At 55.8% G+C, this 26,292-nt stretch carries 22 protein-coding genes; all 22 read right to left on the bottom strand.

All coding sequences use genetic code 11. The features are described 5' to 3' along the window. Window positions 1–52 precede the first annotated feature (52 nt). On the bottom strand, window positions 53–409 hold the full coding sequence (locus ACHH0Z_RS07570) for a hypothetical protein (protein WP_023292183.1): 357 nt from the start codon (window positions 407–409) through the stop codon (window positions 53–55). Further along, window positions 406–4,830, bottom strand: a complete 4,425-nt coding sequence (locus tag ACHH0Z_RS07575) for an RHS repeat-associated core domain-containing protein (protein ID WP_045410444.1) — start codon at window positions 4,828–4,830, stop codon at window positions 406–408. The genes ACHH0Z_RS07570 and ACHH0Z_RS07575 overlap by 4 nt, the downstream gene beginning before the upstream one ends. 3 nt (window positions 4,831–4,833) lie before the next feature. Further along, window positions 4,834–5,274, bottom strand: coding sequence for a DcrB-related protein (locus ACHH0Z_RS07580; RefSeq protein WP_045410446.1), 441 nt, complete (start codon window positions 5,272–5,274; stop codon window positions 4,834–4,836). Window positions 5,275–5,349: 75 nt separating this feature from the next. Continuing rightward, on the bottom strand, window positions 5,350–6,426 hold the full coding sequence (locus ACHH0Z_RS07585; protein WP_045410448.1) for a hypothetical protein: 1,077 nt from the start codon (window positions 6,424–6,426) through the stop codon (window positions 5,350–5,352). A gap of 3 nt (window positions 6,427–6,429) precedes the next feature. Next, entirely contained in the window at window positions 6,430–6,984 is a 555-nt protein-coding gene (locus ACHH0Z_RS07590) for a hypothetical protein (RefSeq protein ID WP_239519674.1), read from the bottom strand. A gap of 75 nt (window positions 6,985–7,059) precedes the next feature. Then, a complete protein-coding gene (locus tag ACHH0Z_RS07595; RefSeq protein WP_072204174.1) occupies window positions 7,060–7,557 on the bottom strand; it encodes a hypothetical protein in 498 nt (165 codons plus the stop codon). Then, a complete protein-coding gene (locus ACHH0Z_RS07600) occupies window positions 7,550–9,472 on the bottom strand; it encodes a type VI secretion system Vgr family protein (protein ID WP_163291578.1) in 1,923 nt (640 codons plus the stop codon). Before ACHH0Z_RS07600 ends, ACHH0Z_RS07595 begins: the two co-directional genes overlap by 8 nt. A gap of 59 nt (window positions 9,473–9,531) precedes the next feature. After that, window positions 9,532–9,966, bottom strand: a complete 435-nt coding sequence (locus ACHH0Z_RS07605; RefSeq protein ID WP_023325462.1) for a hypothetical protein — start codon at window positions 9,964–9,966, stop codon at window positions 9,532–9,534. Between the two features lie 103 nt (window positions 9,967–10,069). Further along, the gene (locus ACHH0Z_RS07610) at window positions 10,070–10,423 is read right to left on the bottom strand and encodes an immunity protein Tsi6 family protein (RefSeq protein WP_045410452.1); all 354 of its coding nucleotides are present in this window, start codon (window positions 10,421–10,423) and stop codon (window positions 10,070–10,072) included. 251 nt (window positions 10,424–10,674) lie between these two features. Further along, complete coding sequence (gene tri1, locus ACHH0Z_RS07615) at window positions 10,675–11,778, bottom strand: ADP-ribosylarginine hydrolase Tri1 (RefSeq protein ID WP_065365835.1); 1,104 nt, start codon at window positions 11,776–11,778, stop codon at window positions 10,675–10,677. A gap of 33 nt (window positions 11,779–11,811) precedes the next feature. Beyond that, entirely contained in the window at window positions 11,812–12,192 is a 381-nt protein-coding gene (locus ACHH0Z_RS07620; RefSeq protein WP_008503524.1) for an immunity protein Tsi6 family protein, read from the bottom strand. Beyond that, a complete protein-coding gene (locus ACHH0Z_RS07625; protein ID WP_045410453.1) occupies window positions 12,185–13,447 on the bottom strand; it encodes a polymorphic toxin type 46 domain-containing protein in 1,263 nt (420 codons plus the stop codon). Before ACHH0Z_RS07625 ends, ACHH0Z_RS07620 begins: the two co-directional genes overlap by 8 nt. 2 nt (window positions 13,448–13,449) lie before the next feature. Continuing rightward, window positions 13,450–14,244, bottom strand: coding sequence for a DcrB-related protein (locus ACHH0Z_RS07630; RefSeq protein WP_008503526.1), 795 nt, complete (start codon window positions 14,242–14,244; stop codon window positions 13,450–13,452). Window positions 14,245–14,255: 11 nt separating this feature from the next. Continuing rightward, window positions 14,256–16,184, bottom strand: coding sequence for a type VI secretion system Vgr family protein (locus ACHH0Z_RS07635; RefSeq protein ID WP_163291579.1), 1,929 nt, complete (start codon window positions 16,182–16,184; stop codon window positions 14,256–14,258). Window positions 16,185–16,248: 64 nt separating this feature from the next. Further along, complete coding sequence (locus ACHH0Z_RS07640) at window positions 16,249–16,659, bottom strand: hypothetical protein (protein ID WP_223825724.1); 411 nt, start codon at window positions 16,657–16,659, stop codon at window positions 16,249–16,251. Window positions 16,660–16,890: 231 nt separating this feature from the next. Then, window positions 16,891–18,309, bottom strand: a complete 1,419-nt coding sequence (locus ACHH0Z_RS07645) for a serine/threonine-protein kinase (RefSeq protein ID WP_045410456.1) — start codon at window positions 18,307–18,309, stop codon at window positions 16,891–16,893. 24 nt (window positions 18,310–18,333) lie between these two features. Beyond that, a complete protein-coding gene (tssH, locus tag ACHH0Z_RS07650) occupies window positions 18,334–20,949 on the bottom strand; it encodes a type VI secretion system ATPase TssH (RefSeq protein WP_045410457.1) in 2,616 nt (871 codons plus the stop codon). A 38-nt stretch (window positions 20,950–20,987) separates the two neighbouring features. Next, window positions 20,988–22,031: a type VI secretion system baseplate subunit TssG gene (tssG, locus tag ACHH0Z_RS07655; protein ID WP_045410458.1), complete on the bottom strand. Its 1,044-nt coding sequence runs from the start codon at window positions 22,029–22,031 to the stop codon at window positions 20,988–20,990. Beyond that, complete coding sequence (tssF, locus tag ACHH0Z_RS07660) at window positions 22,028–23,899, bottom strand: type VI secretion system baseplate subunit TssF (protein ID WP_045410459.1); 1,872 nt, start codon at window positions 23,897–23,899, stop codon at window positions 22,028–22,030. Before tssF ends, tssG begins: the two co-directional genes overlap by 4 nt. Before the next feature lie 2 nt (window positions 23,900–23,901). Then, window positions 23,902–24,465: a type VI secretion system baseplate subunit TssE gene (gene tssE, locus ACHH0Z_RS07665; RefSeq protein WP_024909842.1), complete on the bottom strand. Its 564-nt coding sequence runs from the start codon at window positions 24,463–24,465 to the stop codon at window positions 23,902–23,904. Then, a complete protein-coding gene (locus ACHH0Z_RS07670) occupies window positions 24,458–25,270 on the bottom strand; it encodes a type VI secretion system accessory protein TagJ (RefSeq protein ID WP_045410460.1) in 813 nt (270 codons plus the stop codon). Before ACHH0Z_RS07670 ends, tssE begins: the two co-directional genes overlap by 8 nt. A gap of 9 nt (window positions 25,271–25,279) precedes the next feature. Beyond that, a complete protein-coding gene (locus tag ACHH0Z_RS07675; protein ID WP_021240378.1) occupies window positions 25,280–26,278 on the bottom strand; it encodes a hypothetical protein in 999 nt (332 codons plus the stop codon). Window positions 26,279–26,292: the final 14 nt, after the last annotated feature.

Below are 26,292 nucleotides of genomic sequence, written 5' to 3' on the forward strand. Positions count from 1 at the left end.
TAACATACAATAAAACTGACAAGATATTACTTCTTAAATTTTTTTATTTAACTTAATCACTAAAAATAAAGTTATCTTCTGCCAGATTATTTTTTTTTCTGTATTCTTTTTCCCACTCAAAGTATCCGTCAGGTTCATCTGGAGAAACTCCCTTTGTCCAATATTGATCACCATAAGCAATTAACATTGCCCAATGATACTCACTTTCATGACTGCGCAAAGCGACAGACATGTAATCATTTTCCTTAATACGAACAAGTGGAGAGGCTAATACTATACGTTCAGCCTCACTCTCTGTTTTATTCGCATATTTAACAATAATCGCTTTAATCAACTCAACCCAACTATAGTAATTAAAAATAACACTTTCATTAGAATTACTGAATTGGATACCATCGATAATATTCATTGACCTTTACACCTTTTTTTTACTTTATAACGATCAAACACGGCTGCTGCTTTATTTGAGAAAATAGCAAGCTGTGAACCTATGGGCTTAGCCTTTCCTCCTTTTTTTACAGTACCTGGGTTTGCTAACATTGGTCCACTTACAGCATCATAACTATGTGCAAGTGTGTTGGCTCTACCCTGAGTTACAAATTTAGCCCATTCATTATCAGCAGACTCAAATACTTTTATATTTAGTTTATCGAGTTCTGAATTCGGTATATCAAATTGCGTTATAGTTGGATGTCCTCTCAGCTCTGCCCATTTAATAGCCTGTGATTTATCAGTAGTTACGTAAAAACCACCTTGATTAGAAGGATTAAAATCTAATCCATGCCTCCCCATAGAAGGATTAATCTCGCCCCGAATATCACCAGCATGATAGAAAGTCGTTGATGATAAGCCAAGAGGATCAATATATTTCAGCGCATTCGGCGCATACTGGTAAAGGTTTATCCCCCCCGCCAGCCCTATCGGGTCCTGCTGCGTAAACCGTCCGCAGTCCGGGTCGTAATACCGGAACAGATTGTAGTGCAGCCCTGTCTCACGGTCCAGGTATTGCCCCTGCATGCGCAGGTTCTGAGAATATCCTGATATCTGCGTCTCGCTTTCCCGCAGCAGCTTGCCCCAGGCGCCGTTCACCCCTTCCCAGCGCACCTGCCCTTCGATATCCGTCATCCGCTCCGGCGTGCCGTTCGGCTGGCAGTGGAACCAGAAAATCTCCGGAGCATCAACGCCGTCAATACGCGCCAGCGGGTCGTAGCTGTCCTGGTCGCTGTAGACGTAGGTCAGCGGTACGTCTCCGTGCAGTTCCTGCAGCAGGCGGAACCCTTCCCAGACAAACCGGGTGGTCACCGGTTTGCCGGTTGGCTGACCGCCCAGCATCTGCTGGCGCGTTTTGCTGATGCGGCGTCCGAGCGGGTCGTAGCGGAAGCTGACCTGCATCTGCGGCCTGTTGCGATCCCGCGGCTGGCTGATAACCTCCGTCAGGCGGTGTTCGCCGTCGTACCGGTAGTGCCAGCGCGTCTGGCCGTTATCCTTCTCCACGGTGCGGCCGTGGATGTCATAACGCCAGCGAATGCCGTTCAGCTGCGTCAGGCGGTTGTGCGTGACCTTCTCAGCAGAACCTTCCAGCGGGTTACCGGCTGCATCCCAGCGCCACTGCTCCTGGCCAGGCAGCGTGCCGTCCTGAACGAGCAGGCGCCCGGCGCTGTCGTACTGCCAGCGGTACCAGCTGAACGGGTTATCGTCCCGCTCTTCTCGCACCAGGTTATTGCGGTAGTCGTAATCCCAGCGGCGGGACCAGCGGCGCGGCGACGGGCGCTGGGCATTTCCGGTAAAGACGTCCCGGCGGTGCAGTCGGCCGAGGCGGTCGTACTCGCTGCGGGTGGTCAACAGCCCCTGGGTGCGGCTGGTCTCACGGTGGAGTTCGTCGCGAGTAAAATCGGAGACCGACAGCTTGTCGAGAGCAATGCTGAGCAGATGCCCGCTACCGTAGTAGAACTGCTTCAGCTCGCGGCCATCGGGCAGCGTGACGGAGGTGCGGTTGCCCAGCGCGTCATACTCCCACGCCAGCTCACCGTGCTCGCCCGCTTCGCGCGTCACGCGACCGAGCGCGTCATACTCAAAGGCAAGCTCCTGCTCTGCCTCGGTGGTCCACACGTCGGCTGAAAGCGCAGGATGCAGCCCAATCCGGCTTAACAGCCCGGACGGAGTGTAGTGGTAGCGGGTCTGCCCTTCCGGCGTGGTGCGGGCGACCAGCTGGCCGCTCGCGCTCCAGGCGAAGGCGTGGGTGATAGCCTCCGGATGACCGGCTGCAAAGGTGCGAGCAATCGTGCGCCCGCAGGCATCATAGCGATACTGCGAGGCCACGCCATCGAGCCCCACCTCTTCCAGCAGCAGCGAGTCTGGCCCCCAGCGGAACTGATACGCTTCGCCGTTCTCGTTTTCCAGGGCAATCAGACGCCCGCGGCTGTCCCAGCTGCGGCGCACCTCTTCACCCTGCGTATTTCGGGTGGCGGTTAAGCGCCCCGCCTCGTCGTATCTGAACTCACTTTCTTTCCCGTCGGCGCCCGCATGCTTCACCGGCAGGCCACGTTCGTTCCATTTGAGCGATTCCGTCCAGCCTTCCGGGCGGTCGAGCTGTACCGGACGCCCTGCGGCGTCGTAGCGGTAGCGCGTCTCTTCACCGTCGGCGGCTGTCTCAGCCACCAGCCAGCCCAGCGGATGATAGCGATAGCGGGTAATACGCCCGGAACAGTCCGTCGAACGGACAATCTGCCCGGCCTCGTTGTACTCCTGGTAGCGGCTGTTGCCAGCGGCATCGACCTCTTCCACGACCTGGCCGAACGCGTCCCGGCGCAGCTGCGTCGTCTGCCCCATCGGGTTCACCACGCGCTTGAGCCCGTGATGTTCGTCGTACCAGAACCGGGTGGCGCTGCCGTCGGCTTCGATAATGGCCGCGGGAAGCGCGCGGTGCTCCAGCCAGGTGGTGGTGCGGGTATTGCCGTCGGCATCGGTCTCCTGCACCCGGTTGCCCATCTCGTCGTAGACGAAGGTGACGGCGTTGCCGAGCGGATCGATGCGACGCGTGAGAAGCTCGTTATCATCCCACTCGTAGCGCCAGTTTTCACCGCGCTCGTCTACGTAGCGGACAATCAGATTCTGCGCGTTCCAGTAGTGGCGGCGCGTCTGACCGTCGTAGTGCTCGACGGTCGTCAGCCCGGCGGCTAAATCATAGCTAAAGCGGCAGCCGTCGCCGGTGCTGGTGCGGTTTTCCACCACGCGCCAGTGGTCGAATTTTTGCCAGCGGTATTCGCTCTCCAGCCCGCCCGGCATCCGGTGCCAGACCATCAGGCCGTGGTCGTTATAGCGGTATTCACGCGTCACCACGCCGGAGGCATCCGTCGCGCTCGCCAGCTGGCCGCGCGCGTCGTAGCCCCACAGCATCAGCGGCCAGGTCTGGTTGCCGTCGAAATGGCTGGCTGCGGTCACGCGCTGCGGGAAACGTTCATCGTCATAGCGCAGGGTGACGTCGATGGCCCGCGGCTCATCATGGATACCAACCAGCCTGCCGTGCTCGTCCCACGCCGTCAGCAGCGCGTTGCCGTATTCATCGCTAAGGGAGGCCAGACGCAGGATAGAAGGATTCATGCGGGTCGGTTTGTACAGACGCCACACCGCGCCGTCATCGTCGGCAATCGCCACGTCGCCGCTCTCATTGCGGCGGATAATGATGCCTTCGCTGATGCTGTAAAACGCGCGGTCGACAGGCGGCAGTTCGAAGCTCAGCTCGCGCCCGGTTTCGTCGAACCAGGTGGCGTTGTCTTCTTCCAGCGCCAGATAGCTGTCAAAGGTGGTTGCCCAGCCCAGACCGAACAGCCCTTCGCGGGTGGTCAGGCTGTTGTAGCTGCGCTGCCAGCGAAGCGGGAAGCGCCCCGGCAGCGAGAAATCGAGTTCGTCGTCATCGTTCAGCACCTTCACGCCGGTGGCGGCGTGGACCGGGTGCGAGGAGCCAAACACGGCGTTGACCGCCATATCCGCCAGCATCCCGCCGCCGGCCGCGGCCAGCGCGCAGGGCATGTTTTTCAGGATCTTGCCCGGACGCCCGCGCAGCAGGGAGAGCGCAATCATCCCCAGCGCCAGACCCGGCGTTTTACCGCTTTTGATATCGCGGACCGTGAGCGTGTCCCCGCCGATGATCACGTTCGGGGAGACGTCGTCGGAAACGGTGCCTTCGCAGGTGGTGCGATCTTTCGCACGCACCGCGGGCTGGCCATTGATGAAGACGCTTTTGGAGCCTTCCGCCAGATACTGTGGCCCGGAGTGCTTTTCACACGCCACCTTGTCTTCTTCCAGCGGCGAGGTTCCCGCGGCGGCAGAGGCGACACTCGGCTGCCACATTTCGCTGCCAAACTGTCCGGCGGCGGAAAGCAACATGCCCGCGTAATCGGCAAAGCTGCCCGGTGACTGCGGCTCAGGGGACGGGGTATCGGCGGGCGTGAGCGTGCCTGCCGCGCGTGCGGCGGGGATTGCGTTGGTCAGAACGTTATTTGAACCGGTGGTGATTTTACCCGCAGGCGACGGCGGGAAAAGCGCATTGCCTAACCCTTCCGCGGCGTTGCTGATATCGTCGGTGATCCCCGCCACGTTCGCCAGCACGCCGCCAACGATGCCGCTTAACAGACAGCTGGACCCAATCGCCGCCACGCCCGCTGCGGCGGCTCCGGCACCGAGGAGTGGCGCGGCGGCCGTAGCCGCCAGCCCCACTGCCGCACCGATCACCGCATAGGCGGCACCTTCCGCCACAATGCTGGTGATATCAGCAAAAATGCTGGAGTGAATAATCTCGTCGCCCTTACGGGCCGCGTTGTTATCGCTCATGCCTTACACATTCCGGTTGTCGTTTAGCGTCAAACTCTGCTTAAGCGCGCTCCAGCGCACCTCGTCCTCTTCGGTAAAGGCTCTTAATGCCGAGAGGGTAAAAATCATCAATACCGGTTTGCTCGGCGTCTGCACGGCCAGCTGTTTTTGCCACAGGCGCTGTCCGTTACGGTCAAAGGTGGTCTCGACTTCCAGTCCGCTAATTTTTCCGTCAGGCCCGGCGTTTACGTTCCGGAATTCGCTCTGGGCGATCTCACCCATCTGAGGACGCAACACATCCCACTGGCGGTGAAACTCTTGTTCGTAGTCGCTGCCATCGGGAATCACGCCGCGGCTGACCACCACGGACAGCCCGCTTTCGTCATCGCGAATAATGTTCATGCTGTTATCCTGCCAGGCAGCAGGAAAAAGGGAAAATGAACCTTCCTGGAGGGTGTATTTCATAAGTGAACTCGGGATGATTAATATTGAGAGAAACAAAAAGGCCAATCCATGTTGGCCCTTTGGCTGGCTGTTTTATTATTTACGCCATTGACCTGATTGTTCGACTAAAACATGGCTGCCTTTGCTGACAACCAATTTCACGGGTGCATACGTCACGGTATAAGCGATCTCGCCATTCTTGTAGGTTGAGCCGATTATTTTACCTGCGGGGTCGTGTAACGTTTTCCCCTTTAAGGAGATCGTACTGTTATCGCTTTTGCGCACGCCGAGATAGACCATCTGATCACATTCGCTATCAAAATGACCGCACTTATTTATAAGAGAAATAGCGAACCTTTCGGTGTCCAGTTTTCTGGTTTCAGCGTTTTGAACCGAAGCGGCTTTACGTAACGTATAACGCTGCGGAGCATAATAATTTCCTTTTTGAGGAGGAGTAACTAAACGCCATTCCATCTCACTCCCCTTTATTTCCATAACAGCCCGTCCGCCTGCGCCGCCAAACGATGAGTTGAACTCAACGTTCGCACGGTTTCCCGCGATCGTACCGCTAAGATTTCGCTCATCATCTTCCGGGCAGTCGATGCGGTTTCCTCTCTGGGAGATATAGCAATAAGACCCGGTGATACGGTTGCCTGATTCAGCTAACTGCAGGGTTAACGTCGAGTCGTTGCCAACCCCGCCTGCCCAAACCCCGTCAAACGCAGGTCTCGATTGGCTGTTCGCTGCAAACTGCATCGTATTGAACCTGGCGGCCCATTGCTGAATATCGGCATTAATCGGCTGACTATTATCAGAGGACTGGTAATGGATAACGTTTGATTCTGGAACCACCCAGGCCGCGAAGATTTTGCCGTCAGGATTGATAACCAGCGCTGAGGCATTTTCCTGGTAGAGATCCTTTAGCCAGCCCTCAACAAACAATCCTCCACCTGGAGTGGTATGCGGTTCACCGAAGACATCAAAGTTATCAATAAAGGCCTGGTAATGATTTCCCAGCGTTTTCCTGAGAATGTCCGTCACTTCGCTATCATTAACGATGCGACTTACCGTATCGAGCTTATTGTACTGCGATAATTCAAGTGCCGTAGAGGTTTCAACGACGCCAGCCAATAAAGCCGCGCACAATGCGGATGCTAAAAGTTTATTGGGCATAATTTACTCTGAAGAACCATTATCGTAATTCATTGTTATTTTCACAACGTTGCCGCCATTCATCTCAAAAGAGAGTACTTTTTTACCCAACGCATAGGAAACCCACTGGGTCCCGGAATCATTTTCAACAAGGCCATTGCCGTATGCGTTGTTCAGCTCTCTGGTTGTTGAACCCACATGGACACCCCGCGGCGTTGCGAAGTCTTCGGCAGTCAGCGTAATCTGCGACACGATATAATCATCAACGCTTCGTTCAGCTTTATCCCACCAGAGATTTGAACTGAATATTTCTAACCCAGCCCTTTGATGCTGGTAGAATTTATAGTTCGTTCCGTCAAAAGGAACCTCACCGACAAAGTTGCCTTCCCACGGCACATCAATTTTACCGGCACTATCAGGAGACCATCGGTCGCCCAATGCGACAGGCTGGTCTTTGATCTGCACAGAAAAATCCCGTTTTGTCAGAACGGGAGGAATCACCTGAGCCAAAACCACATTGCTGCCGAGACAGGTAAACATCAGGGCAGAAAAAAGAAATGTCGGCGTGTGTTTTTTCACGTTAATCGTCATTTATTGAATGTGTATTGCAATTATCATCCAGAAGAAACCGCCAGGACAGGAGTGCAGTATTTCTTAGTCTGCGCTAATGACGACAGAACCCAGACAGTGAGGATTTTTCACGGTGAAACTGAAGCTCACCTTTTGTCCATTCATATCTTTTCGGGCTGTATAGCTGGTCACTTCGTTCTCCGAACGGCCGCGCGGATAATCAGTTAACCTCAACTGCGGATAGCGCTTTTTAACGGTATCAAGCGTTATGCATTGACCTGAGGAGGGTGAAAAATTCAGTAAAGGCGCCATGCCGTCGTTATCTTTGCTTAAACGTAACTCAATTGCGGTTATGTTCGTCCCATCAGCGAGTTTGATATCGTCGGCATTGTAGAAATTGATATATTCATTTTGCCTGGTCATCTTAAACGATAACGGCGCATTACTAAGGGTTGTAACGGATAAAGTCTTAAGCGATGCACTCATCCCGGAAATGAACATCCAAAGATCCTTTTTCTGAGCGTCTCCTTCAGCCATTCCCGTCGTTAATAATGCGATAAGTACCGCACCGGCCTTACTCATCTTTTGGCGTAAATTTCGCCTGCACCGCCGCATCAATATCCCCTTTATGCCCCGATCCCGGCGCCGTCGTGCCCGGCTTGGTTCCCGACGTGTTCAGATGCAGCTTACCGCCCGTGGTGATATAACCATCCCCTTCGACAAAGAAGTTAAACTCTTTGCCGATTAGGTTAATCTTGCCGTTCGCGTTGAGTTCAATGGCGCTCTCACCAGAGACCAGCCGCAGCTTCGTCCCGGAAGCAATGACGTACTGCTCCACCGCCGCATCCAGCTTGCCTTTCCCCGTCAGGATCTCGGTGCCACCTTTCACAGCCTGGGTCTGATTCGCTTCCACGCGATGCAGTTCATTTTTCTTCACGTAATGGCTGCGCGCTCCGCCGACGCTGTGCGTTTCATCATTTTTAACGCTGGTGTCCATGTTACGCTCGGCCTGGATCCATACCTGCTCTGCGCCAGCCTTGTCCTCAAACCGCAGGGCGTTGGCATTGTCCACGGAACCGTCTTTTGTGCGGCTCATAAAGCCCATCTGCGTCGCCGCAGCCGGCAGCGCCCACGGCGGCATGCTCGCGTCGTTGTACACGCGCCCGGTAATGATCGGACGGTCCGGGTCGCCGTTGATAAAGTCCACCACCACCTCATCGCCCACGCGCGGGATTTGCACCCCGCCGTAGCCCTGGCCCGCCCACGCGCTCGACACGCGCACCCAGCAGGAACTGGTGTCATCGCCCTTCGCCAGACGGTCCCAGTGGAACTTCACCTTCACCCGGCCGTATTTGTCCGTCCAGATACTCTCGCCCTTCGGCCCCACCACTTTCGCCGTCTGCGGGCCGTAGGTGCGCGGCCACGCCGTGCTCTGCGCCGGACGGTAGGCCACCGACGCAGGAATGACCGTGAAATCGGTCCGGTGAATGGTCTCCCCCTCGCCGCTGGCATAGCGGTTCTCTTCGAGGTGGTAACCCGCGGCAGTGACCAGATACTCTCCGTTGTCGCTGAAGAACGGCGCGTTGGTTAAGGTGAAGGTGTGCCCGGGCGCAATCCCCGCCGCCGTCGCGGTGGCCTGAATCTGCTGATGCTCCACCTGCCAGCGCTCCTGACGGATACGGGCATAGAACTCCCCGTGCCCCTTGTCCACAAAGCGACCCGGCCAGTCGTACACGTCGATGCTGCCTGGCTTCGGCGACGCCGGGTTCTGCTGGGCCTGGAACAGCCACGCGTTCGGCTTGCGGAAGTCATAGTCGTCGAGGCTGTAAATCCCCGGCGTCACGCTGTCCTCCAGCGCCCACTGGCTGATGCCCTCTTCATCCGTACTGCCGCCGGACGGCGTCTGGTGGTAAGGAATAACCTCATAGCCGCTGAACGGCTGGTACTGCGTGGCGGCGTCGGTGAGCACCAGGGTGTGCTTGTCCGCATCGTGTCTGAAGTGATAGGCGATCCCCTCCAGCTCCATCAGGCGGCTGATGAAGTCCAGGCTCGACTCCTGATACTGCACGCAGTAGTCCCACACCCGGTAGCTGCCGGTGAGTTTGTCCTCAACGTTGACCTGATGCTCACCCAGCAGGGTTTTCACAATCTGCGGCACCGTCTGCCCCTGGAAGATACGCAGGTTGCGGTCGCGCTTCATTGGCCACAGGTCCGGCTCCACCGTCAGCTGGTACACCGCATAGCGGGTCCCCGTCAGCTCAACGGCGCTGACCGCCACCCGGGTAATCTTGCCGTTTATATAGCGGGGCGTCAGCAGGCTCTGCGTCGGGATGGTCACCGTGACCGGCTGGCCCAGCAGCTTACTGCGGTCAATGCGCGCGTCCGTGCCGAGCACGGTCAGCGTCAGCGCGAACGACTCGGACATCGCCTCGCGGCCCGTCAGTTTCCAGAACAGAAGCCCCTCCACCGGGAGCTGAACGGTAATTCGGTTGAGCATAATCTTTATTCCACTATGGACTAATCTCGGTGTTCATTGAGATATTTTTTAAATCGTGCTTATTTAAGCCATAAACCTGAAAACATAAGGACGCTCCCCAGGGAAACTACGCTTTTAGCAACGATAAGTAAGCAAGGCGCAACGACGCGTGTTATAGACGATATTGCTTCATAATTTTCAGCATTGTATTTTTTGTGCCCTCCTGTAATCCCGGAAAAGATCGTGCAGAGCAGCACAACGGTAACTTTTAGTCCCCATACGCACAGGAAAGACATGGAAAAGATAATCGAATAGTGTTTCGCCGTTGCGACGGAGAATAATGACATTGACTGAGCGAGCCATTTCAACGTAAAACCAATAACAACCGTAACCACTAGCACCAGAACGAACATCAACCCAGCAAGGAACCATTGTTTTTTACTGAATAAGTCTTTTCCATTCCAGATATAAACCAAAGTGATGAAAATGAAAAATATACAACCAATCCATTTCACCTTTCATTCTCCACTATTTTTATTTGTGACCATACAAACAGTAAAACAAATCAACCAGGACCTGGATGTTCACATCTTATCAGATATAAAAACAAAAAATTAATCAATTGCGATATCTTTTTTGTCTTTTCAAATACTCCAAATCTTGTTCATGCGGAAGAATAATCTTTAATCCTTGTCCCATCTGCGAAGCTATATAATTAGCATTAGATAAATGTTCAGCAAGTTCGGCATCTGTTGTATCAAATTCTTTGGACGCGAGTGCTCCTAAGTTCAATGCATGTAATTTACTTTTATCTTTTTCAGCACCGATTAAAAGAGATTTAATATAATCCAACTGACACTTCACCATAACATATAGTGAAAAATCAGGTTTTATTTCCAATCGTTGATTGATTATATCAATGGCATCATTAATGTAATCCAGACCGGTATAGCTTTCTTTATTCTTGTGCAATCTTACACCGATTTCATCTTGAAAAATACTCTATCCTTCCATCTTTTTGCTGGCGAGGTCGTTTTTTAACCGAAAATATAGGGTGCGAGAAAACAACATTACCTAATAGTTGTATTTTATTGCTGAGCAATTCAATATATTTTCAGTGCTGGCTAGGTGAGTTTTTTCTCACATATAACTTCACATTAACACAACATTTTCTGTTCAACTGAATGGCACGCTACAATAGCCGTGCCATAGGAATTATTCAATTATAATAAATTGTCCTCAGGTGCTCTATCGAATAACTCACCTGCCATTGTGGCGATACGTTCGTGTTGCACGAGTTTATCTTTCCAGTCCTGCGGAATACCGGAATAACCATATAATGCCCCCGCGATTTGACCCGCCGTCGCTGCAACGCTGTCAGCATCATCGGCAAGGTTAGCTGCCAGTAGAATGGCATCACGGAAATTATCAGTATTCCATACGGACCACATCGCGGCCTCAAGCGTATCGATAACATAACCACTTGAACGAATCTGATTGCGAGTTTTTTGCTTATATTCACCCGCGTTGATAATCATTACGCGTGGCTGAAGCGGCATAACGTGCGGAGAAAAAACAAAATCTTTATTGCTACCGTTAATCATATGCACAAGCAAATAACTTAAATACTGTGTGCTATTTATTGCTTCCGCGGCACCGTGTGTTGCGATACTCTGTTTTTTAGCTTCATAAAACGCTTTGCTTAATGACTTTCTAAAAAAAATAGAGACAGGGGCTTGTCTGATAATGGAAGCATTACCTGCAGTTTCTGCCGCAGTATTGCCGCTCCATCCCGGGCCAATTGTTAAATATTGCTCTAAAGCAAATCGCGTTGTATTACCTATATCAAAACAGACGCCATTAGAACTGTTATAACCATGCTGATACCATGCCAAAAGCTTATTCCTGAAGCAGGTAGTATCAGCATCACCTTTCTCAAGAAGCGTTTCCGCAAGACATAATGCCATGGATGTATCATCCGTCCATTCACCTGCGCGGAGTCGAAATGGCCCACCACCTATCATATCTTTGACATGTGCTTTGTCACGAGGTAAAAATTCGAGCGTCGTACCTACAGCATCTCCAACAGCAAGACCTATAAGCGCACCGACAGCACGATCCCGTGATTCCGCGAGTGAGATGTTACATTGTGGTGTTAAGTCCCATTGTTTTTGTGCATCGCAATCAAAAGATGATTCTAATAGTTTATCATTATATTTATACTGCATCTTCTGCTGGACTGAAAGACTGCTAACAGGTAAGTACTTACGATATATATCTACATATTTTAACAATACATTCAAATTAGCATGTAAGTCTATCACCATTCACCCATAATAAAATATTTTTAATATCAAACCCTAAAATTCACCAGGATATTTCATTTTAAGATTATGTTGTTTCATTTTGTAATTGGCATCAACCTCATGCGGCAGTCTAACCTTTAACCCTCGGCGGATTTGATCCACAATAAACCAGGCATCCGACAACCTTTCAAAAAACAACTCATCAGAATTATCAAACTCCTTTGCTGCATACATACCGAAAGTCATTTTCCATAATTTTGCTTTATCCTTTTCCTTGCCTTCGATTAAATCCCGTAGAAATATTAATTGTTGTACAATAGAATCGTACATTTGTAAAAGTGGGGAGTGGGGGTTGAGATGTTTTACCTCAGCATATCTCTTTTCTGCTAAAGTTAATGCTTTTTCAACATAATTTAGAGCTGTCATGTTATTCATTATATGGAGTCCAAATATCACGCTTAGTGGTAAACCATTGTATCCCACCGCCTTCTGTCTGGAAAGGTTTGTCTGGTACAGACCAGGTGTCCAAGGCTGGTGTGGCACTACTTCGAAGCATCTCAACTTTTTGTTGCGCTTGATAAGCTTTTACTTCTTTAGGAACAATTAACCCCGTATCCCTGACCTGTCCCTCTGGGTTAATGCCTAGTTTTGTGGCAGGGGTCGATTCGTCAAGAGAATACCAGTTTCCTTGCCAATTCCCTGGGGATTGATTCTGATAAGCTATTTTGCCTTTATTGATTGTTTCAATTGTCACTCTCTGTTCAAGATCTATACCGCTGCGATAAGCTGGTATTTTACTTTCTTCAACACCCTGAGAACGCATAAAATCATCAACAATTTTTTGATTTGCACGGATATTAATATCTCTATTAAGATCGCCCGTGCGTCCAAATTTTTCATTAAGTTCAGCTCTTCGGGCCGAAATATTTGGCTTAACCGGTTCGAGAACAGGCTTACCAGCCCGCCACGCATCAAACCTTGCCCCGCCTTTCATGCCAGCCCCGCCGCCAATAACCGAGCCGATCAGCATCCCCCATTTCTGACCGTCGCTACCTTCGCCAAACAGCATTCCCCCCGCATAACTACCGACTGTCCCACCGCCCATCGCACCGAGGGTACTCAGAAGTGCGATTGCCGGACTGGCCAGCACCGCCATGGCTCCGGCACCAACGGCGAGCATCGTCCAGTTCACCCATTCCGGGATTTCAGGACTTATTTCATCGGTCTGAACTTTGTTTCCACCGATAATAACATTACGCGATCCCTGACTAATCTCAGCGCTGCATGTCAATTTATCGCCTGTGCGAGAGGCGGGAAAGTTGTTGATGTAAACTTTTATCGAACCTTCCGCAACCCGTTGCAGGCTACCGCTGTGCTCATCACACTCTCCGGCTGACAGGTGAGCGCGGATCGCCTTTCGGCTGTTGATAAAAACATTGGGTGAACCTTCTTTTAGCGTACCGGTAGTATGGCGTGGAGCCCATGACATACTGCCGAGGAGCTCACCCAACCCACCCGCAGCGCATGCCCCAGCCGCAACGGCAGAAACAGCAACCAGCGCGGTCCCTCCGGTGACGACAACGGCAGCTGCGCCCAGAATGGCCCCGCCCACCAATCCTGCAATCATCCAGCCTTTTGAGGCTGTATGTGCAATCTCATCATCTACGCGAGCAGCCTGACATTCGGACATGGCTATTCGGCTCGCTGTGCCATCAGATACTTACGGATCCGGTCGGCTGTATCAAGCGGGTCAGAACCAGACACCTGGCGGCATACGGAAAGCTGTGAAAGTAGGTGATGTGATTTGTCTGCGAAAGTCGTCCACAGCGCGTAACGAAGGGGTTGGCTCCCCGGAACGGGTGCAATACTGAGTGGTTTACCCTGTTTTTCAAAAAGCAAATATTGCCCCTCTTTCGCCCGCTGAAGCGAAAGATGTCCATACAGTTCCTGAATGTTTTCAAAGACACTCAATTCCTTACTCTCACTATCAAGCGCAAAAAATGGCCCCTGGCTGTCGGCAGCGAGCATTTCTCTAGTTTCAGTCTGAGCCGGTTTGTGGAACTTAATACTGCGGATAATTTCCTGATATTGATTATGATAATAATCGCTAAACTCGCCCGGGCAAGTACCGATATAACACACCATCTTTTGGCCGCCAGGATGGTCACCGAGCAAAATAACGGTCTGCCTCTGGAAAATGATCGCATTATCATTTTTGAATTGATAAAAAAGCTCAACTGCCGGGAGACCATCAACAGAGGTCATCTGCGAGGATTCGAGACGAAAGTCGGGCACCGTAATTTCCAGTTCACGTACCAAACGAGTTGCCGCATCATGGACTTTATCTTCGTTTTTAGCACTCGCACGAGAAACAACAAAAGTAAACTCGCTGGCTCCGTTATCACTCAGGGTAAATAAATTCATGGTTCTGTCTTTAAATACATCGGGTAAGGCAAGGGATGCTTCCTGAAGAATATATTCAGCCATTCGGGTTACTCTTATTTATTGCCATTAATAACAAAAAAACTATCCACTTCCTGCTGGATTTCACCCTGAAGGGATGCGCCAGGCGGATCGATGACATTTTGTCCATCATCAGGGTTCAAATGTAATTCGCCGGAAAGCGTATTAATTTGCGCGTTCTGTTTCGCAGTAAAGTTAAAATTATTACCAATGATATGGACGCTGCCGTCTTTTGATAGCTCGATGGCGCTTTCACCACATTCCAGTCTCAGCGTATTTCCTGCGGAAAGTATAAAATTATTAACGACTTTATCGTTTCGACTGTTCCCCGTCAGGCATACCACATCGCCTTTAATCCCTGATTTCTGATTTTTCGCTACCCGTAAGGTTTCATCTTCGCCAACGAACTGGGTTCGATTTTTTTCAGTAGAATGTGTTTCGTCGTTTTTGACGTTAATATCCAGATTGCGCTCGGCCTGGATCCACACCTGCTCTGCACCCGCTTTATCCTCAAACCGCAGGGCGTTGGCATTGTCCACGGAACCGTCTTTTGTGCGGCTCATAAAGCCCATCTGCGTCGCCGCAGCCGGCAGCGCCCACGGCGGCATGCTCGCGTCGTTGTACACGCGCCCGGTAATAATCGGCCGGTCCGGGTCGCCGTTGATAAAGTCCACCACCACCTCATCGCCGACGCGCGGGATTTGCACCCCGCCGTAGCCCTGGCCCGCCCACGCGCTCGACACGCGCACCCAGCAGGAACTGGTGTCATCGCCCTTCGCCAGACGGTCCCAGTGGAACTTCACCTTCACCCGGCCGTATTTGTCCGTCCAGATACTCTCGCCCTTCGGCCCCACCACTTTCGCCGTCTGCGGGCCGTAGGTGCGCGGCCACGCCGTGGTCTGCGCCGGACGGTAGGCCACTGACGCAGGAATGACCGTAAAATCGGTCCGGTGAATGGTCTCCCCCTCGCCGCTGGCATAGCGGTTCTCTTCGAGGTGGTAACCCGCGGCCGTGACCAGATACTCGCCGTTGTCGCTGAAGAATGGCGCGTTGGTTAACGTGAAGGTGTGCCCCGGCGCAATCCCCGCCGCCGTGGCGGTGGCCTGAATCTGCTGATGCTCCACCTGCCAGCGCTCCTGACGGATACGGGCATAGAACTCCCCGTGCCCCTTGTCCACAAAGCGACCCGGCCAGTCGTACACGTCGATGCTGCCCGGCTTCGGCGATGCCGGGTTCTGCTGGGCCTGGAACAGCCACGCGTTCGGCTTGCGGAAGTCATAGTCGTCGAGGCTGTAAATCCCCGGCGTCACGCTGTCCTCCAGCGCCCACTGGCTGATGCCCTCTTCGTCCGTACTGCCGCCGGACGGCGTCTGGTGGTAAGGAATAACCTCATAGCCGCTGAACGGCTGGTATTGCGTGGCGGCATCGGTCAGCACCAGGGTGTGCTTGTCCGCCTCATGGCGGAAGTGATACGCAATCCCCTCCAGCTCCATCAGGCGGCTGATGAAGTCCAGGCTCGACTCCTGATACTGCACGCAGTAGTCCCACACCCGGTAGCTGCCGGTGAGTTTGTCCTCAACGTTGACCTGATGCTCACCCAGCAGGGTTTTCACAATCTGCGGCACCGTCTGGCCCTGGAAAATACGCAGGTTGCGGTCGCGCTTCATTGGCCACAGGTCCGGCTCCACCGTCAGCTGGTACACCGCATAGCGGGTGCCCGTCAGCTCAACGGCGCTGACCGCCACCCGGGTAATCTTGCCGTTAATATAGCGGGACGTCAGCAGATTCTGCGTCGGGATGGTCACCGTGACCGGCTGGCCCAGCAGCTTACTGCGGTCAATGCGCGCGTCCGTGCCGAGCACGGTCAGCGTCAGCGCAAACGACTCGGACATCGCCTCGCGGCCCGTCAGTTTCCAGAACAGAAGCCCCTCCACCGGGAGCTGAACGGTAATTCGGTTGAGCATAATCTTTATTCCATCTAGCTTATGCGATGCAGAAAAGGGGTTCGCATCTGTGATAAAGCGTCATTCAAGAAAGGGGCTTTTCCCTCTTGATCATCCAAAAAACAAGAGAGTAGATTTTCAGTGACTCTGATGTGACAAATAAACCTACATTCAACCAGATGTTTGAAAAATCAAACATACTTACTAAAAGAGGGAACAATGAGACCGAACATCTGAATGAAATCAAGCGAAATAATTCCTGAGCGAGGGCAAGTTTAACCGCTCCGATCTTTCGCTTGAAGAATAAACAGGCCGAAGTACACAAAGAGAGTAATAAAAGTAAGTCAAGCACAAAAAAAAGCATGACCAAAATGCTGAAACCATCACCTGCATAATAATGCAACGAATCACTAAACGCTTTTGCGTCAGAAATGAATGGAATTCTGTGCTGGCGAACTGAATTCACGCAATAAAGCAATATTGCGAGAAGATCCATACCTCCCCAGAAATACCATAGATGGCTATTTAAATGAGCGAGCTTGTTTTGTGTACGCCCGTTATTGTTATTTAAAAAAATGGGGGAGCACATATTGGCTTCAACTCAACCCTCCGGGTTAGGAATAAATTCAAAACGCACAAACAGGAGAGACAATCTTCTCGTACTCCTTTGAATGAAGCCTAAGACTTCGAAGATCGCACACTTCCATAGTCTCCCCTGTTTATATTCCTACGGATTCACCAGCCAGGTGCCCGGCTTGGTAATATCCAGCGTCTGGCCACGCGTTCTTCCGTTGCCCTGCAGTTCAATCTTCGCCTCACCGGCCGGCAGCTTGAGCGATGCATAGCCGTTGGTTCCCGGGCGCAGCGCTTTTGGCTCGCCGTTCACTTTCAGCGTTTCGCCGTCGAGGATGCGGATATAGACCAACGCAACAGGGCTCGCGGCAGGCGGTGGCGTCTGCTGTGCCGTCGCCGGTTCGCTCACCTTCGCCGTTTCTGGCTTCACGTCTGGGGCGTTCGCGGCGGTTTCGGTTGGACGCGTCTCTGCTGGTGCCTGCGCAGCCTGCTCTGGCGCATCTTTGCCGCTGCTGAACAGCATCGCGCCAGCGACAACGCCGACCAGCACGCCTGCGGCAACCATGCCCGGGATCCTGTAGCGACGCCAGTCGAGCAGCGACGCCGGCTGTTCTTCCTCCACCGGTACCAGCATGGTGCCGGGCTTTTTCGCCGTCAGCACATCGTTAATCCCGGCGACCGGCATCTCTATCAGCGCGGCGAACTCGTCGATTGACTGCGGACGATCCTCCATGTGCAGCGCCAGCGCGCGGTCAATGGCCTGCAGCAGCGGAATGGAATAGCCCTGCGGCATGATTTCCACCAGCGGTTTGCAGGTATCCTGAATAGAACGCACCACGCTGACCGGCGGCGGAGAACCCACAATCAGGGTACGCAGCACGGCGCCGAGGGCGTAAATGTCCGTCCACGGGCCCTGCTCGCTTTCGTTGTCATCGGTGTACTGCTCAATCGGCGCAAAGCCCGGACGCAGCATTGTTTCCGTTTCGTCGGAAAGGTTACCGATGGTGCGGCGCGCGGAGCCGAAATCGAGCAGCACCGGCAGGCCGTTATCCTGGATCTGGATGTTATCCAGAGAGATGTCGCGGTGCAGGTAGCCTTCGTCGTGGATGGTCTTGATCGCGCCAAACAGCATCGGCAGCGTGCGGCGGATCCAGGCTTCGTTGATCAGCTCCGGCTTTTCTTCACGCAGGCGCGAAAGCGTGGTGCCGCTGTAAAACAGCGTCCCCATGTAGGCCGTGTCGTTTTGCACCCAGAAGCGCAGGACGTGCAGCAGGTTCGGGTGGTTAAAACGCGCCAGCAGACGCGCTTCCTGAATAAAGCTGTTCAGGCCCGCGGAAAATGCTTTGCCAAAGCGCTCGCTGCGCAGCACCAGGGTCATGTCGTCGCCGCGTACGGCGAGCGAGGAAGGCATAAATTCTTTGATAGCGATAGTGCGTTCGAGCTGGTGATCCCACGCGCGATAGACAATGCCAAAACCGCCGCCGCCGATCACCTCTTTGATTTCAAACTCGTTGAAGCGGTACCCGACCGGGAGCGCGTTTGGGACAGTCCGATTGTTATCATTATCCGTCATCTTTTACAGTTCTCTTGATGATTATTACGCGGCAAACTGACAGTGAAACTCGCCCTGCTCGCAGGTGACGTGCAGACGTCGGTACTGTTCGTCGCTGCGGCTGGCGGTAAGTAAGATCTGGCTCATCTGAGGCAGCAGGGTGTTGGTCAGAATAGCATCCACCATGCGGCCGCCGGACTCCACCTCGGTGCAGCGCTGAACAATCTGTTCCACCACGCTGTCGTCAAACTCAGAAATAATGCTGTGATTCTCCTCCAGACGACGCTGAATACGCTTAAGCTGCAGGCGAACAATCTGCCCCAGCATCTCGTCGCTGAGCGGGTAGTACGGCACCACCAGCAGACGGCCCAGCAGCGCCGGTGGGAACACCTCCAGCAGCGGCTGGCGCAGCGCGCCGCTTAAGGCCTCAGGCTCCGGCATGAGGTCCGGATCGGCGCACATGGCGCTAATCAGCTCGGTGCCGACGTTGGAGGTCAGAATAATAATGGTGTTGCGGAAATCAATATGGCGCCCCTCGCCGTCTTCCATCCAGCCTTTGTCAAAGACCTGGAAGAAGATCTCGTGGACGTCCGGGTGCGCTTTCTCAATTTCGTCCAGCAGCACGACGCTGTATGGACGGCGGCGGACGGCCTCGGTTAATACCCCGCCTTCACCATACCCTACGTACCCCGGAGGCGCACCTTTTAAGGTGGAGACGGTGTGCGCTTCCTGGAACTCGCTCATGTTGATGGTGATGACGTTCTGCTCGCCGCCGTACAGAGATTCGGCGAGCGCCAGCGCGGTTTCGGTTTTACCGACGCCGGACGGACCGCACAGCATAAAGACGCCCACCGGCTTGTTCGGGTCGTCCAGCTTCGCCCGCGAGGTTTTCACGCGGCGGGCAATCAGGTCCAGACCGTGACGCTGGCCGATAACGCGCTGGTTCAGCGTGTCGGCAAGGTTGAGTACCGCGTCGATCTCGTTTTTCACCATCCGGCCCAGCGGGATCCCGGTCCAGTCAGAGACCACCGCGGCAACCACGTTTTCATCCACAGCTGCAAACAGCAGCGGTTCATCGCCCTGAAGGGCGTTCAGCGCCTGCTGCTGCTCCGCCAGCTGGCCGCGCAGCTCGGCGCTATCTTCATCACCCGCCGCGAACAGCGCCGCGCGCAGGCGAATAATTTCCTGCACCAGGCTGCGTTCTTCTTCCCAGCGCAGGGCCAGGGCTTCGCGTTTTGTTTCATACGCGTCGCGTTCGGCGCGTAACGTCGTCACGCGCTCGGCGTCACCGGCCCCCACGCGCGCTTCGCGTTCAGCAATCTCAATTTCCACGTCCAGCGCGGCAAGGTGGCGCAGGCAGTCTTCCAGCTGCGCAGGCGGCGCGCTCTGGCTCACCGCGACGCGGGCGCAGGCGGTGTCGAGCAGGGCCACGGCTTTGTCCGGCAGCTGACGCGCCGGGATGTAGCGGTGGGACAGCTTCACCGCCGCGCTGACCGCTTCGTCGAGCAGCAACACCTGGTGGTGCGTCTCCAGCGGCGACACGGTGCTGCGCAGCATCAGAATGGCTTTCGCTTCGTCCGGCTCGTGAACCTGCACCGTCTGGAAACGACGGGTCAGCGCCGGATCTTTCTCAATGTACTTTTTGTATTCTGCCCAGGTGGTGGCGCCGATGGTGCGCAGCTGGCCGCGCGCCAGGGCTGGCTTCAGCAGGTTCGCCGCATCGCCGGTCCCCTGCTGGCCGCCTGCGCCAATCAGGGTGTGGATCTCATCGATAAACAAAATGATCGGCGTGGCGCTGGACTGGACTTCGTTAATGAGCGCCTGCAGACGGGCTTCAAACTCGCCTTTCATGCCTGCACCGGCCTGAAGCATGCCGATATCCAGCAGCCACAGCTGAATGTTCTGCAGCGGCTCCGGCACGTCGCCGTCGGCGATACGCAGCGCCAGCCCTTCCACCACCGCCGTTTTCCCGACTCCGGCCTCCCCGGTCAGCAGCGGGTTGTTCTGACGACGGCGCATCAGGATATCGACCATCTGGCGGATCTCCTCGTCGCGCCCGACAACCGGGTCAATCTTCCCGTCGCGGGCGCGGGCGGTCAGGTCCTGACCGTACTGGGCCAGCGTCCCCTGTGCAGCCGGTACCGCACCCGCCGGTGCGTCGACGGCTGCAGCGGCCTGCTGTGTTTCTTTACTGTTGGCGCAGATGGTATCGAACTGCTCAATCAATACCTCGACGTTAAGGCGGGTAAACTGCGCCGAAATGCTTTTCAGCACGTTAGCCAGATTCCAGGTTTTCAGCATGCCGATCAGCAAATGGCCGCCGCGAATGCGGCTGACGCCAAACTTCAGCGAGCCGAAGACCCAGGCGCGCTCCACGGCGCTGTCGATATGCTCGGAGAGATCGGAAACGGAACTCGCCCCGCGCGGAAGCACATCCAGCGCGGCAACGATATCGCGCGTCAGCTGCTGCTCGTCGAGGGCAAAGTGGCGGATGACCTGCTGCAGATCGCCATCCTGCTGCTGCATCAGCTGATGCAGCCAGTGCACCAGCTCAACATAGGGGTTGCCGCGCAGCTTGCAGAACGCAGTGGCGCTTTCCAGAGAGGTAAATAACAGCGTATCCAGTTTGCCGAAAAGCACGGCACGGCTAATTTCTGACATGTTAGTTTCCATTAACAATGATTCGGTATACGGAAGGATTACCGCTCTGCGCGATACACCAGATCGCCGCGCGGGACAGGCTGCGGCTGAAGGCCCAGCCAGGTGTTATAGCCTAATCGCCCATGACTGCCGAGCGTGGCGCCCTGCACCGCGTCTTTGCGCAGGATCACCCGCGTTTCCCATTCAAACTCCACTCCAGCGTACTGACGCACCCAGTCGCGCAGCTCGGTGACCCACGCTTCACCCGGCAGAAAGCGGTTGTACTCCTCCGCGCTCAGCGGGCCAATCTCGATGCGAAACTTATGCTGCACGTCGCGGACGGCGACGCCGAGAAAGGCGGACTCACCCATGCGCGGCATGCGGCGTCCTGCTCCCAGCTGCGCCTGCTCGCGCGTGGAGAGCGGCATCCACTGCGGCACGTTGCTGACCAGTTTGACCGGCGCCTTAAAATAGCTGCGCAGGATCTTCTCCAGCCCTTCCGGATCCCGCCCGTGACGGGTCAGGTGCCCGGCGTGGGTAAAGCGCGCGTGTGAGCTCAGGCTGCCGTTGTCCATCTGACCCGGCTGGCCCATACCAATCAGCGACGCCAGATAGCCCTCAAAGCGCTTGTTATCGGCGCGGTCCAGCGAGACGGTGGGCTGCGCATCCGCCCAGGCGCGGTAAAACAGCAGCGCCAGACGATGGTGGAACAGATCGGCAAACGCGCTCAGGCTGGTGTCCTGATGATGATAAATACGCTCGCGGGCGTACTCGGTCATGTGGACCGGCAGCGGGCCGTTCGGGCCAAACAGGCCGAAGCTGAGGATAGAGACCTCATGCAGCCCGCTCTCTTCCCGCTGACGCACCCTGGCCAGCGTCGACGGGGCAAAACTCATCGACGGCTGCTGGCCGATGCGCAGCGGTTCAAATTTTGGCAGCGGCGCGCGGCCCAGCGGATAGCGCTCGCCGCCCTGGGCATCAATGCGCCTTAACAGCTGAAACAGATCGTAGCGCCAGGGCGTCTCGCGGACGCCGTGCCAGAACGCGTCCGGCAGCTTCGTCAGGCGATGCACGCGCAGCGGTGCAGTGGCGGCGTCACTCATATCAGCGCCCTTTTACCCATGCGCGGCGCCCAGTAGCCAATCTCGCCGCGCTGCTGACTCTTCAGGGTGAACTCGGTGAAGCTGTTGATGGAGACCAGACGGGCAAAGAGGCGCTCCATCACGCTGCCGAAGAGCCACGGACTGGCCCCCGAAAAGGCTCGCTCATCCACCGTCAGGGTAATGCCGATCCCGCGGGCGAACACCACCGGGCCGGGTTCAGGCACGCGGCGGTGAACCGGCTCCAGCACGCAGTGGCGAACGCCCTCCACCTGACGCGCCACGGGCGTTTCGGCCAGGTTGGCGTACAGTCCTAACAGCTGGCGCAGCGCGGCAGCCCCCTCCTCATTGTTACTGTCCATCAGGCTGAGGTAGTTCATCTGCAGCTGGCTGATAAGCCGCCAGGTGCTGAACCCTTCCGCCAGCGCCGGACGCGGCGGCGTCGGCCCTTTACGCAGGGTGAGGGATTTCACCGGCATGGAGTCCGCCATAATGAACTCCCCGAGCTCCTGCTGCAGCATCAGCGGCAGGTCACGGCTGGTGCAGAGCACCTCGGCAGAGATATAGCGCAGATTTTCCTGCCACGGCGCGTGCTGTTCATCCACCAGCGAGACGAAGACCTCCGAGCCGATATAGCCGGTACGGGTGCCGTAGCGCAGGGCGTGCTCGGACAGCACGCGCTGCTCGCGTCGCAGGGAAAAATAGGCCCCGTAGTTGCCCGCATCGCCGCTCCAGGTGCTCCAGAACGGACGAAACGTCTGGTCATCACGCTGGCCGTCCGCGCTGCCATAGATTTTTTTTACCGCGTAGATTTCATAATCCAGCGGACGGATGTTATCGACCACCAGATGGTATTCATGCTGGCCGTCATTTAGCTTCTGCCGCGCCGCAACTTTCGGGAACAGGTTGATGACCGGCGTGCAGTGCAGCGCCAGATGGCTGGCATCGACCACGCGCTCCAGCTGTTCATCCGACTTATCCAGCAGGATGAAGATGTCGAAGGCTTTTTCACCTTCACAGCGCTGGATGAGCGTGCTCAGACCGCTGAGGCTAATGAAGCGGAAACGGGCCGGAAACGCGAAATACTCCTGCAGCAGGCGATAGCCGTCAAAGTTGCGCAGATCGTCCGGAAGCAGCGCCTGGTCAGGCTCGAATCCCTCCTGGCGCAGCGCATCCGTCGCCAGCAGCTGTCGCTGCGGCTGCGGGCTGACCGTCTGACAGACGACCCCGGCGTGGTGCTCCATCACCAGTTCCAGCAGCTTCAGCGCCTCGATATCCGGACCGGCGAGGAAAAACTCAAGACGGTCAAAATCCAGATGCCCGAGATGTTGCGGGCCGTCGCAGGCGATGCGGATCCGCAGGGCGCTGCCGATCCCCCGCTGGCTCAGACCCAGCTGTGCGAGCGGCAAATCGGCGGGGACTCCGCCCAGCTCGACCTTGTCGATTTTCAGCGGCAGCAGGTTGACCTCGTGCGCCGTGGTATAGCTGCAGGTCACGCCGGTTTTTTTCAGCGCCAGGCTGTCCATCATGGTGCCGCGCGGCACGATGAAGCCCTTGCTCAGGTCGCCCCGGCTGCTGTCGGGCTGAATCTCCGCAATCGCCATCGACGGCGTGGGCGCAAGATAGTTCGGCGCAATCATCTCCAGCAGACGCTGGGAGAAGCGCGGAAACTCCGCGTCCATTTTCATCTGCACGCGGGAGGTCAGGAAGGCGAACCCTTCCATCAGACGTTCGGTATACGGGTCCGCCACGTCGATGCCGCGCATGCCCAGCCGTCCGGCGACTTTCGGGTAGCGTTCGGCAAACTCGGCCCCCATTTCGCGCAGGTAGGCCAGCTCGCGGTTGTAGTATTCGAGCAGTTTACTTTCCATGATTACCCCGCATCTTTCAGTTCAAAATGGCCGTTTTCCAGATCGACATCGGTGCGAAACAGAAACTCCAGCGGGTACGGCACGCACCATAAACGCCCTTTGATCTCGATGGAGAGCACGTTGTGCAGATCCAGCGAGGAGGTATCCGACACGCAGCGGACCTGCAGCCCCTGCGGCAAAATGCGTGGTTCAAAATTGATGATGGCCTCGGTGAGCTTGCGCTGAATGTCGTGCCATTCGATGTCCGACATTCTTTTCCCGGCCAGGGGCGCGACGCCGAAGTTAACCACCGAGCGGCTCACGTGCGGTAGCGCGCTTAAATCGCCGGAGGCATCGTGGTTGATGGTATTAAACAGCCACTGCAAATCGCGCAGCACATTGCGGCGCAGTGCGGCGTGGGTGATCAGATTGCTGTTGGCCGACTCACGCTTTTTTTCCGGGTCGTTATCAGTGAGGCGATCGAGCAGCGAGGGCTGCATTTTGTCGCGCGCCCCCACCTTCTCCTGCTTGCTGCGGGCTTGCCAGCCGCTGCGCAGCAGATCGCCTTCGCCAGCGGGATTACTCATCGGCTCCATCCGTCGCAAACGTCACGAGGCTTAAGGACAGCAGCGGGCTTTCGCTTTGCTCGCTCAGCCAGGCCTTCTGGCCCTGGCCTTCATAGAGCGTGCCGTCAGTATCGAGCGGGTGCCAGTCGGTGGTCCGCCCGAGTTTAACCGCGTCAGAGGCATCGGCCGCAAACGGGTAACGCGCCGGGATCTGGCACACCTGCTCCGTCCCGTCCGTCAGGCGCACCAGCGCGTGACGCCAGACCAGGTCGGTCACGCTGGCAGGCGCCTGGAAACGGATCTCCGCGATAGCGTTAAACGGCAGCCAGAAATAGCGCCCGTTGACGATGGTTTCGCACACCGGGCCGAGACGGGCATCGCCGTCCATCAGCCAGTCAAAGGCCTGCGTCTCCTCGTTTTCGAGGGTAATCTGGCCGGGGGTGGCCTGCGCCTGTTCAAGGGCTTCCAGACGCAGCGCCTGCGCGCGCTCGCCCTCCTCGCTCAGCGCCGCCGCAAGGGTGGTTAGCCACGACCACTGGGTTTCAGGCATCGCCGGACGCGCCTGTCCCGCCATCACCTGCGCGCGCTGCAGCTCGCCCTGAATGGACTGCTCCAGCAGCGTGACGGTGGGTTTCGCCTGTGGCTTCAGCGCCAGCCAGCTTTTCAGCTGGGTCAGTGCGCGCGTCCAGTTGCCGCTAAGGGTTAAAAACTGCACGAACGCGGCGCGGAGGTCGGCATCCGCCGGACGAGCTTTGATGTCTGCTTCCAGACGCGCGAGCGCGTCGTTGAGCGACTCACCCGCCAGGTGTTGATAGAGCGTATTCATCGCCATTCCTTAATTTGCCGCGCGCCATGCGCCAACGGCCGGATCGCGCAGCTGAGGACGCAGGGTGTCAATCAGCACGATATTCAGCGGGGTGCCGGGTGCCACCCAGGCGCTCCAGGTTTTTTTCACCGCCGCGATACGCGCCTGCAGTTTTGCATCGTCGCTGGCGGTTTCACGGGAGATCTCCACCGCGACGGTGCCGTTGCTCTTCCAGCTGTTCAGGGCGCTGTCGTAAGGCAGGATCATCCAGCTCTGGTCGCTGTTTGGGGTGCTGAATACCATGCGCTCTTTGTTGACGGAGGTGATCAGCGCGTTTTCCGGGTCGGCGCTCTGATTCAGCCCGGTGACCGGGAAGCCATGAATGTACGTTACCGCCATCTCTTTCTGCCCGCCGTTGCGGGACTGCGACACAACGGTGTGTCCGCTCAGCCAGCTGCCATTCCCGCAGCGGGTGGTGTCAGAATCCGGAATGAAGAGCGCCGGTGCAGAGGCGCCCCCTTCCCAGAAGGTGCGCAGGTGGCAGCCGTCCTGCAGGGTAAACTCCTGCCACGGCGTACGGTCGGCGGCAACGGTGCGGGAAGCCACGTTCTGATCGGGCGGCAGTAACGCGCCGCTGGCTGGGGTGGCGGTGACGGTCGCAGCAGGCGCGGCCTGCTCCTGTTTCACCACCAGCGCCCAGTCCTGCGCTTTGCCAGCCGTGCCCTGCGCCAGCGTGGTTCCCGCCGGATCGTTGAGCGTCCAGCTGAGTTTATTGACTTTACTGCACTGGTGTTCCAGCAGCGCGCCAAGACGCGGCACAAAGTTCTCCAGCACGGAGACGTCTTTCTTGCCGTTCGCCACAATGCGCAGCGCCACCTCAGGCTTACACCAGCTCTGCGGCGTGTTGTCTTTGATGTTGTCGATCCAGATATCCAGCTTCTGCGCAGGAGACTGCACGATGCGGAAATTTTCAGCCTGCGCGGTAGAGGTCGCCGCCAGAAGTGCCAAACCCGATAGCCAAAGTTTCATATCGTTCCTTGTGT

The sequence above is a fragment of the Enterobacter cloacae complex sp. 2024EL-00227 genome, from assembly GCF_043945315.1.
GTDB classification, from domain to species: Bacteria; Pseudomonadota; Gammaproteobacteria; order Enterobacterales; family Enterobacteriaceae; genus Enterobacter; species Enterobacter roggenkampii.